Origin of the sequence: Streptococcus infantis (assembly GCF_047460875.1) — a bacterium.
Taxonomy (GTDB): Bacteria; Bacillota; Bacilli; order Lactobacillales; family Streptococcaceae; genus Streptococcus; species Streptococcus infantis_AA.
The window spans coordinates 1-8,317 of record NZ_JASHFI010000023.1 but is presented as its reverse complement, the minus strand read 5'-3'; the positions used below and the strand labels follow the sequence as shown (position 1 = coordinate 8,317).

Annotated in this window: 2 protein-coding genes and 2 pseudogenes; 3 read left to right on the top strand and 1 reads right to left on the bottom strand. The window is 40.7% G+C overall.

From position 1 onward, the window contains the following. Positions 1-6,107 (top strand): SspB-related isopeptide-forming adhesin (locus tag QM887_RS09845; protein ID WP_414271434.1); only part of this gene is annotated, 6,107 nt, incomplete at its 5' end. A gap of 279 nt (positions 6,108-6,386) precedes the next feature. Then, positions 6,387-6,773, top strand: a pseudogene (gene tnpA / locus QM887_RS09840) (IS200/IS605 family transposase); the annotation flags it as partial. 277 nt (positions 6,774-7,050) lie between these two features. Here tnpA and QM887_RS09835 read toward each other — a convergent pair. Then, positions 7,051-8,064: a lactonase family protein gene (locus QM887_RS09835; RefSeq protein WP_414271433.1), complete on the bottom strand. Its 1,014-nt coding sequence runs from the start codon at positions 8,062-8,064 to the stop codon at positions 7,051-7,053. A 182-nt stretch (positions 8,065-8,246) separates the two neighbouring features. On the opposite strand from QM887_RS09835, the pseudogene QM887_RS09830 reads away from it, so the two are divergent. Further along, a pseudogene (locus tag QM887_RS09830) lies at positions 8,247-8,317 on the top strand (transposase); the annotation flags it as partial.

The window sequence follows — 8,317 nt, the reverse complement described above, 5'->3', positions numbered from 1 at the left end:
CTAAAGCACTTGTGAAAACAGTGACAGACGCTACAGACAAAGAGTTCAACAACGTCGTAACTCCTCCAGAAGAACCTAAGTTCCAACCAGAGAAATACGTTGTTTCTGAAGAGAAATTCGATATCACTGGTGACAAGCTCGTTGATGACGATAAAGAGTTGAAGGATAAGGTGGCAGATACCAATGCCAACCCATATGCGGACGATGCATCTAACAACGAAGCTCAAAACTTGAATACCAAGACTGTGAAACGTGGCGACAAGTTGGTTTACCAAGTATGGTTGGATACAACTAAATTTGACGCTAACAACAAGGACAACATCCAATCAGTAGGTATCTCAGATGACTACGATGAAACTAAGTTGGATCTTGACGCTACTAAGATCAAAGCTTACGATTCAGTAACAGGTGATGATGTCACAGCTAAGTTCGATATCACAGTTGAAGGTGGAGTGATCACTGCAACTCTTAAAGCTGGCTTCACGAAGTTACTTGGCGATGCAGAAAACACTCAAGTGATCGATACAACTAAGTTCGCCTTCGGACGTTACTACAAGTTCGACATCCCAACAACAGTGAAAGCTGATGTACCTGGCGGAGTAGATATCGAAAATACTGCGGCTCAAGTAGTGAACTATTACAACCCAACTACGAAGAAAGTTGAAAAACCAAGCAAACCAACTGAAAAACGTGTCAACAGCGTACCAGTACAAGTAGAGTTCAACTTCACTAAACGCTTGGAAGGTCGTGAGCTTAAAGCTAACGAATTCAGCTTCGTCCTTAAAGATTCAACAGGTAAAGTGGTTGAAACTGTAAGTAACGATGCGGCAGGAAACGTTAAGTTCTCAGCTATCGAATTCAAGAAAGAACAAGCAGGCGTTCACAACTACACTGTAGAAGAAGTAGCAGGAACAGACGCAACTGTAACATACGATACCATGAAAGCGAATGTAACAGTAACTGTTTCTCACGATGGAACAGCTAAAGTTCTTGTGGCAACTGTTGGCGAAATCGCTGATAAAGAGTTCAACAACCGTGTAACTCCTCCAGAAGAACCTAAGTTCCAACCAGAGAAATACGTTGTTTCTGAAGAGAAATTCGATATCACTGGTGACAAGCTCGTTGATGACGATAAAGAGTTGAAGGATAAGGTGGCAGATACCAATGTCAACCCATATGCGGACGATGCATCTAACAACGAAGCTCAAAACTTGAATACCAAGACTGTGAAACGTGGCGACAAGTTGGTTTACCAAGTATGGTTGGATACAACTAAATTTGACGCTAACAACAAGGACAACATCCAATCAGTAGGTATCTCAGATGACTACGATGAAACTAAGTTGGATCTTGACGCTACTAAGATCAAAGCTTACGATTCAGTAACAGGTGATGATGTCACAGCTAAGTTCGATATCACAGTTGAAGGTGGAGTGATCACTGCAACTCTTAAAGCTGGCTTCACTAAGTCACTTGGCGATGCAGAAAACACTCAAGTGATCGATACAACTAAGTTCGCCTTCGGACGTTACTACAAGTTCGACATCCCAACAACAGTGAAAGCTGATGTACCTGGCGGATTAGATATCGAAAATACTGCGGCTCAAGTAGTGAACTATTACAACCCAACTACGAAGAAAGTTGAAAAACCAAGCAAACCAACTGAAAAACGTGTCAACAGCGTACCAGTACAAGTAGAGTTCAACTTCACTAAACGCTTGGAAGGTCGTGAGCTTAAAGCTAACGAATTCAGCTTCGTCCTTAAAGATTCAACAGGTAAAGTGGTTGAAACTGTAAGTAACGATGCGGCAGGAAACGTTAAGTTCTCAGCTATCGAATTCAAGAAAGAACAAGCAGGCGTTCACAACTACACTGTAGAAGAAGTAGCTGGAACAGACGCAACTGTAACATACGATACCATGAAAGCGAATGTAACAGTAACTGTTTCTCACGATGGAACAGCTAAAGTTCTTGTGGCAACTGTTGGCGAAATTGCTGATAAAGAGTTCAACAACCGTGTAACACCACCAGAAGAACCTAAGTTCCAACCAGAGAAATATGTTGTTTCTGAAGAGAAATACGATATCACAGGCGACAAGCTCGTTGATGACGATAAAGAGTTGGCAGACAAGGTTGCGGATACAAATAAAGATCCTTACGCTGATAAGTCTGACAACAACGAAGCTCAAAACTTGAATACGAAGACTGTTAAACGTGGCGACAAGTTGGTTTACCAAGTATGGTTGGATACAACTAAATTTGACGCTAACAACAAGGACAACATCCAATCAGTAGGTATCTCAGATGACTACGATGAAACTAAGTTGGATCTTGACGCTACTAAGATCAAAGCTTACGATTCAGTAACAGGTGATGATGTCACAGCTAAGTTCGATATCACAGTTGAAGGTGGAGTGATCACTGCAACTCTTAAAGCTGGCTTCACGAAGTCACTTGGCGACGCAGAAAACACACAAATCATTGACACAACTAAGTTCGCCTTCGGACGTTACTACAAGTTCGACATCCCAACAACAGTGAAAGCTGATGTGGCAGCTGGTGTAGATATCGAAAATACTGCGGCTCAAGTAGTCAACTACTACAACCCAACTTCTAAGACAGTTGAAAAACCAAGCAAACCAACTGAAAAACGTGTGAATAGCGTACCAGTACAAGTAGAATTCAACTTCACTAAACGCTTGGAAGGTCGTGAATTGAAAGCTAACGAATTCAGCTTCGTCCTTAAAGATTCAGAAGGTAAGACTCTTGAAACTGTAACGAACGATGCATCTGGAAACGTTAAGTTCTCAGCTATCGAATTCAAGAAAGAACAAGCAGGCGTTCACAACTACACAGTTGAAGAAGTAGCTGGAACAGACGCAACCGTTACATACGATACCATGAAAGCGAATGTAACAGTTACAGTGAAACACGATGGAACAGCTAAAGTTCTTATCGCTACTGTTGGCGAAATCGCTGATAAAGAGTTCAACAACCGCGTAACTCCTCCAGAAGAACCTAAGTTCCAACCAGAGAAATATGTCTTGAATGAAGAGAAATTCTCAATCACTGACAACAAGCTTCTTGATGATGATAAAGAGTTGAAAGATAAGGTGGCTGATACCAACGCCAACCCATATGCGGACGATGCATCAAACAACGAAGCAGAAAACATCAATACTAAGACTGTTAAACGTGGCGATAAATTGGTTTACCAAGTTTGGTTGGATACAACTAAATTTGACGCAGCTAACAAGGACAACATCCAATCAGTAGGAATCTCAGATGACTACGATGAAACTAAGTTGAATCTTGATGCGACTAAGATCAAAGCTTACGATTCAGTAACAGGTGATGATGTCACAGCTAAATTCGATATCACAGTTGAAGGTGGAGTCATTACTGCAACCCTTAAAGCTGGCTTCACCAAGTCACTTGGCGACGCAGAAAACACACAAATCATTGACATAACTAAGTTCGCCTTCGGACGTTACTACAAGTTCGACATCCCAACAACAGTGAAAGCTGATGTGGCAGCTGGTGTAGATATCGAAAATACTGCGGCTCAAGTAGTCAACTACTACAACCCAACTTCTAAGACAGTTGAAAAACCAAGCAAACCAACTGAAAAACGTGTGAACAGCGTACCAGTACAAGTAGAATTCAACTTCACTAAACGCTTGGAAGGTCGTGAATTGAAAGCTAACGAATTCAGCTTCGTCCTTAAAGATTCAACAGGTAAAGTTGTTGAAACTGTAACGAACGATGCATCTGGAAACGTTAAGTTCTCAGCTATCGAATTCAAGAAAGAACAAGCAGGCGTACACAACTACACAGTAGAAGAAGTTAAAGGAACAGACGCAACCGTTACATACGACACCATGAAAGCGAATGTAACAGTTACAGTGAAACACGATGGAACAGCTAAAGTTCTTATCGCTACTGTAGGCAACATTGCGGATAAAGAATTTAACAACCGTGTAACTCCTCCAGAAGAGCCTAAGTTCCAACCAGAGAAATACGTTGTTTCTGAAGAGAAATTCGATATCACAGGCGACAAGCTCGTTGATGATGATAAAGAGTTGGCAGACAAGTACGCAGATACCAATGCGAACCCATATGCGGACGATGCATCAAACAACGAAGCTCAAAACTTAAACACCAAGACTGTGAAACGTGGCGACAAGTTGGTTTACCAAGTTTGGTTGGATACAACTAAATTTGACGCAGCTAACAAGGACAACATCCAATCAGTAGGAATCTCAGATGACTACGATGAAACTAAGTTGGATCTTGATGTGACTAAGATCAAAGCCTACGATTCAGTAACTGGTGACGATGTAACAGATAAATTCGAAATCACAGTTGAAGGTGGAGTCATCACTGCAACTCTTAAAGCTGGCTTCACCAAGTCACTTGGAGACGCAGAAAATACACAAGTGATCGACACCACTAAATTCGCATTTGGACGTTACTACAAGTTCGACATCCCAACAACAGTGAAAGCTGATGTTCCTGGTGGTGCAGATATCGAAAATACTGCGGCTCAAGTAGTCAACTACTACAACCCAACCACTAAGAAAGTTGAAAAACCAAACAAACCAACTGAAAAACGTGTGAATAGCGTACCAGTACAAGTAGAGTTCAACTTCACGAAACGTTTGGAAGGCCGTGAATTGAAAGCGAACGAATTCAGCTTCGTCCTTAAAGATTCAACAGGTAAAGTTGTTGAAACTGTAACGAACGATGCATCTGGAAACGTTAAGTTCTCAGCTATCGAATTCAAGAAAGAACAAGCAGGCGTTCACAACTACACAGTTGAAGAAGTAGCTGGAACAGACGCAACCGTTACATACGATGCAATGAAAGCAGTAGTAACTGTAGAAGTTAAACATGATGGAACAGCGAAAGCTCTTATCTCTAACGTAACAGACCCAGCAGATAAAGAGTTCAACAATACAGTTCGCCCACCAGAAATTCCAGAATTCAACCCAGAGAAATACATCCTGAACGAATCTAAATTCGATCTTACAGGAACTAAACTTCTCGACGACGATAGTGAGTTGAAGGATAAGGTTGCGGATACAAACGCAAATCCTTATGCGGACGGTACTGCAAACAACGAAGTTCAAAATATCAATACGAAGACACTCAAGAAGGGTGATAAAGTATACTACCAAGTATGGTTGGATACAACGAAATTCACTGAAGCACACAATATTCAATCTGTTGGTGTTACAGATAAATATGATAGTGCAAACTTGAATGTCAATGGAGCTGATATTAAAGCATACGACTCTGTAACAGGAGAAGATGTGACAGCTAAGTTTGATATCAAGGTTGAAAATGGTGTGATTACTGCTACATCTAAGGCTGACTTGACTAAGTCACTTGGCGACGCAGAAAATACACAAGTCATCGACACAGCTAAGTTGCCTTTCGGACGTTACTACAAGTTTGAAATCCCTGCAGAAATTAAACAATCTGCTCAAGAAGGTGTGGATATTGAAAATACAGCTTCACAAATCGTACACCAATACGATCCAACTAAGAAATCTGTAGAAAAACCAGAGAAACCAACTGAAAAACGTGTTATCAACATTCCAGTTAAGGTTCAATTCCAATTCACTAAGAAGCTTGAAGGCCGTGAATTGAAGGCTGGTGAGTTCAGCTTCGTTCTTAAGGACGAAAAAGGAAATGTGATCGAAACCGTAACCAATGATGCGGCTGGTAAGATCCAATTCTCAGCACTTGAATTCAAACGTGGTGAAGAAGGAACTCATCTCTACCATGTAGAAGAAATCCGTGGCACAGACTCTAGCGTTGTATACGATAAGATGGTTGCTACTGTGGGTATCGTAGTGAAGAAAGATGGTAAAGTGTTAGTGGCTACTACTCAGTTGCCAGAAGATACCGAGTTTAATAACAAGGTAACACCACCAACACCACCAACTCCAGTGACACCACCAACACCTGAAAAACCTAAGGGTCGCGAGTTGCCAAATACTGGTGAGAAATCTACTGCAGGAGTTGCTGCTCTAGGTGCTACTCTTGGTCTAGCAGGACTTGGTTTGGTTGTCAAACGCAAGAAAGAAGATGAAGCTTAAGTGTTCTACTTTTCATAGAATGAATCAAGGTTATCTTAGACTATCTAACTTACGGATATTCTAAAAGGTAGTACATTTAGAATTAAGTAGAATCCCAAAAAGAGAGGTTTAAACCTCTCTTTTTGTTATATTATGTGACTTTCAGTCCGTCTCGCTCCGTTAGGTGCGAGACAAATAAACCACCCGCTATGCGGGTGCGCGTCGAAGGTTATACAAAAAAACTCCAAACGCGATACAATAAAGGTGTTCAAGCCAATTGTAAAGCGAAAGGAGAAAAATATGGCACAAAAGGCACATAGTTTATCACACACAAAGTGGATGTGTAAATATCACATTGTGTTCACCCCTAAGTATAGACGAAAAATCATTTATAATCAATCTCGAAGTAGTTTGGGAGAAATATTCCACCGATTATGTAGTTATAAAGGTGTTGAGATTATCGAAGGACACTTGATGCATGATCATGTACATATGTTAGTAAGTATTCCACCGAGGATAAGTGTTTCAAGTTTCATAGGGGATTTAAAAGGCAAAAGTGCACTCATGATGTTTGATAAACACGCCAACCTAAAGGACAAGTTTGGGAATCGGCATTTCTGGGCGAACGGTTATTATGTGAGTACAGTAGAGTTCAATGAAGCCACAATTAAGAAATATATTCAAGATTAAAGAAATTATCCAGTGGATGATTTCTTCACCAGTATGAAAATTTGAGAACGAGTAAAGCATGATATAGCATTAGATAAATTAAGTGTTAAAGAATATGAGAATCCCTTTAGGGATAGTGGCAAGTAGTACATATGCCTCTTTGAGAGGCTTGTGACGAGTCAAGAGCAATAGGGTTTGAACAAAGTGAAAGCCAGCGTCTTTAGGCGCTGGCTAGTAATTTGGGCTGCTAGACTTGTAGCAAACCACCCATTAGACGGGTGGTTATGATTGTATCTTAGTCACCAAAACTGATACAAACTGCCTCTGGCACATGGAAGTCATTAGACAATTCTGCCAGGCGACCTGTTTCTGGGTTGCGCTTAAAGACTGTTGCATTGTCAGAATCCTGATGAACTGCGATGAGAAATTCTTGATCAGGAGTCAAATCAAAGTCACGAGGGGTTTTACCACTTGTAGGGACAAATTCAAGTAGTTCTAAACTACCGTCAGCGAGAATAGTGTATACCGCAATAGAATCATGTCCACGATTAGATGCGTAGAGATATTTTCCATCTTTTGATAAACGGATAGCAGCAGTACCATTAAATCCATCATAATCTTGTGGTAAAGTAGAAATGGTCTGCATACGTTCAAACTCACCAACACCGTCGTAAATCAAAACCTCAATCGTACTATTCAATTCACAAATCAGGTAGGCAATCTTATAGTGATGATGGAAAACAAGATGGCGAGCACCTGCACCAGCTTGACAGTTATAAGTCGCTATTTTACTTAGCTTGCCCTCTGCTGTCACATCGTAGCTAGTCACTTCATCAGTACCCAAATCACAAGTCACTAAATATTGGTCTGGAGTCAAATCAGTGTAGTGGACGTGGGGAGAAGTTTGATTTGCATGAGGACCATGGCCACTATGTTGGTCCATGTCAGTCAATACAAGACAGCCATCCTCTTTTCGTTTATAGACCAAAACTTGTCCCTTGTGGTAGTTGGCACCATATACTAGGCCACGTTTCTCATCGACGGCAACATAACAATGTGGGGCACCCTCTTCGACTACATGATTTAGTAAAGTACCATCAGTCTGATAAGCAGCGATACCACCTTGACTATCTTTACTACCTACTGAATAGAGGTGATTTTTTTGATCAAATGCAAGATAGGTTGGACTTGGCTCAGCAGCAAATAGTTTAAGATTTGATAATTGACCAGTTTCCGTATCAAAATCAGCTTGGTAAATACCTTGGGACGAACGACGAGTGTAGGTCCCGAAATAAATAGTTTCAATCATATCTATACCTCGAAATAAAGATGTTTCTATTATATCATAAATTAGGAGACCTGAAAAAATAGAGGGTAGAAGTATAGCAGTTATAAGTATAAAAGTAGTAAAAGACGAGGGCATGGTCTCGAGATATTGAACTGCACCCCAAAAGTTAGACATAAAAATCTAACTTTTGGGGTGTTTTTATTATGAAATTAACTTATGATGATAAAGTTCAGATCTATGAACTTAGAAAACAAGGCTATAGCTTAGAGAAGCT

What these genes read in the sequence shown, in the direction of transcription:
- QM887_RS09835 (WP_414271433.1), bottom strand. Translation starts at nt 8,064, where the DNA reads ATGATTGAAACTATTTATTTCGGGACCTACACTCGTCGTTCGTCCCAA.